The following is a 2,735-nucleotide window of genomic DNA, read 5'->3' as shown; positions in this document are numbered from 1 at the left end:
CCTTCTCAAAACGTTCGTTTGCTGTCATAATTTGTTTGATTTTAAAATGATGGTGCAAAGGTACGAATAAATGAGAAGTCTACAATGGTATAAACGCGGAGCCGCTTACTGAAAATCTGTGAAATCTGTGGGACATAAAAAAGTGGTTTCAGCCCCCGACCGAACAGGTCGATTTACCGCTTAATTTTGTGCGCAATCCGAAGGTGAAGAGTGGTGAAGAGTGGTGCGGCACTCTTCACCGCTCGCAACCCCAGTGTTTATCGGGGTTTCAGCCGATTTGGTGAAGAGTGAAGAGTAAAAAAGAGAGTGGTGCTTTTATAAAAAAACTCCCGACATATAGTTTTGTGCCTGGCAATGGCAGGTTATTGCCCTGGTAGGGGGCAATGTTGTGCCATAGTGAGGCAATAAGCGCTACAAGCCAGCTTGCTGTAACTACTCATGCCCATAGGGGTGCTGAGTAGTTACACTTCGAAAACATATCCTTAATTTATTATAAAACTTTAGGCTAACCCATCTTATAATAAAGTTTATTGTGTATATTTGCACATCATAATTGGGATTAAGGCAATGACAAAGAATACAATGGCTAACAAACTTCCTAGGAAGTTGATTCAAAAAATGGAAATCGTGGGCGAGCAAATCAAGCTTGCCAGATTGCGCCGCAACCTGAGCATGGCTCAAGTCGCAGAAAGAGCAACATGCTCAGAAGTTACACTTTGCAAGGTGGAGAAAGGATTACCAACGGTTTCCATCGGAATCTACCTGCGTGTACTCTATGCTCTTCAACTGGATGATGACATCTTGCTCTTGGCAAAGGATGACAAGCTTGGAAGGGCATTGCAGGATATGGGACTGAAGAATCGTCAAAGAGCTACTAAAAAGGGATAGGAATGGAACGACTATTGGTTTTCGCTGATTTTAACTGGCTCGTCAGTCCAGAGCTGGTGGGTGAGCTGTGCTATGAGAAATTGCGCGGCTCTGACAGCTTTGCCTTCAACTTTGATGAGAATTGGCTTAAGATTCATGCAGGAATCAAGCTTTCAGAGGACATCAACAACTACCCTGGCAAGCAATATACCCAGCCAGGAAGTGATATTTTCGGATGCTTTTCTGATGCATTGCCAGACAGGTGGGGGCGTACCTTGCTCAAAAGAAGAGAACAGATACAGGCTGCAGAAGAGAAGAGAGCTATCAGAGCTCTTTCCTCATTCGATTACCTCATGGGTATTGATGACTTCTCCAGAATGGGTGGATTTAGGTTTAAAAGGGAAATGGAAGGCGATTATATCAATGTGTCACCATCTCTCAAGATACCTCCTCTAACAGAAATCAGAGAATTGATTCATGCCAGTCACGAAGTGGAAAAATCTGAAGAGAATGATACGCTGCCTGAGAAAAAGTGGATAGCACAGCTTATCCAACCCGGCACCTCATTAGGTGGCGCTAGACCTAAGGCTGGTGTATTGGATGAAAAAGGCAATCTATGCATAGCTAAGTTCCCTTCGCGCAAGGATGACTATGACACAGGACTTTGGGAACACTTTTCTCATCTTCTCGCTCAAAAGGCAGGAATACAGGTAGCTCAAACCAGAGTGTTAGGGGGACTGGGAAAATATCACACACTCCTGTCCAGACGATTTGACAGAACTGATGAAGCCAAAAGAATACATTTTGCGTCATCCATGTCTCTGCTGGGATTAAAGGATGGTGATAATGCACAAGATGGGTACGGTTATCTCGATATAGTTGATTTCATCCTCCAAGGTTGCTGCGACGTAGAGAAAAACCTTCAGGAACTCTTCCGAAGGGTAGCATTCAATATCTGCATTGGAAATTCTGATGACCACTTCAGAAACCATGGTTTTCTGCTCACTCCAAAAGGATGGACGCTGTCACCCGCCTATGATATGAACCCGACTCTCAATGAATATCAAAGTCTTCTAATCAATGAATCTTCCAACAAGGCAGACATTCATGTTCTGCTTGATTCATGCGAGAGCTATATGATAAAGAAGGAGGTTGCTGAAAACATCATCCAGGAGGTTCAAGCAGCTGTGAACAAATGGGAGAATTTAGCTATTCAGCTTCAAATCCCAGGAAGAGAGATGGATATGTTTAAGGAAAGGTTCAAACTTAGCCTATAATATAATGAAGTAATTATTCATATTACTTCATTTTATTTGGGTTGTCTCTTTCTGCTTCTTATCTACGATGCTCTGACTAAGGAGTGTCTTTCCATTATAACCATTACCAAGAATGGAAAGAAAAAGGCTCAGGGGAGATTGTCTTATCCACGGACAATCTCCCCTGAGCCCAAAAAGTCGTGGAATCTTAGAAGGTGAGTCACCTCGGCAACTAAAATTCCAACGACCAGTCTAGTCTAGTTTTCGCAACTTTTGTATAATAGTAAATGATAATAATGTCTTATAATCAATACTGCGTTAAATTAACATTTAATCGTCTGTAAATCAATAACTTATATTAAGAAATGCTTATGAAAACTTAACTATAAAAAGTTGGTCAAGTCGCTGATTTTCAGTAACTTTGCAAATCACGACAAACGCAAAATTATATGAATACAGGACTTGACCAATATATGGATATCTTTAAAGATGCAGTTGAAGATTCGGCTGCAAAGTTAACAAAAAGTTTCGAGAAAATACTCATCGAGGTGATAATTTTGTTCATGGTAATACCAAGAAAGATAAATTTCACCCAAATGGGGAGGTATGGCT

At 41.4% G+C, this 2,735-nt stretch carries 2 protein-coding genes; both read left to right on the top strand.

Annotated features, from left to right (window positions below):
* Positions 1-567 precede the first annotated feature (567 nt).
* On the top strand, positions 568-888 hold the full coding sequence (locus DW830_RS15275) for a helix-turn-helix domain-containing protein (RefSeq protein WP_119250479.1): 321 nt from the start codon (positions 568-570) through the stop codon (positions 886-888).
* A gap of 2 nt (positions 889-890) precedes the next feature.
* On the top strand, positions 891-2,144 hold the full coding sequence (locus tag DW830_RS15270; RefSeq protein ID WP_119250478.1) for a type II toxin-antitoxin system HipA family toxin: 1,254 nt from the start codon (positions 891-893) through the stop codon (positions 2,142-2,144).
* Positions 2,145-2,735 lie beyond the last annotated feature (591 nt).

Origin of the sequence: Prevotella sp. AM34-19LB (genome assembly GCF_003468525.1) — a bacterium.
Taxonomy (GTDB): domain Bacteria; phylum Bacteroidota; class Bacteroidia; order Bacteroidales; family Bacteroidaceae; genus Prevotella.
This window is presented reverse-complemented; position numbering and strand designations above follow the sequence as displayed.

Bases quoted from the DNA above. Each gene is read 5' to 3' on its own strand.
- DW830_RS15275 (WP_119250479.1), top strand. From the start codon at position 568: ATGACAAAGAATACAATGGCTAACAAACTTCCTAGGAAGTTGATTCAA.
- DW830_RS15270 (WP_119250478.1), top strand. From the start codon at position 891: ATGGAACGACTATTGGTTTTCGCTGATTTTAACTGGCTCGTCAGTCCA.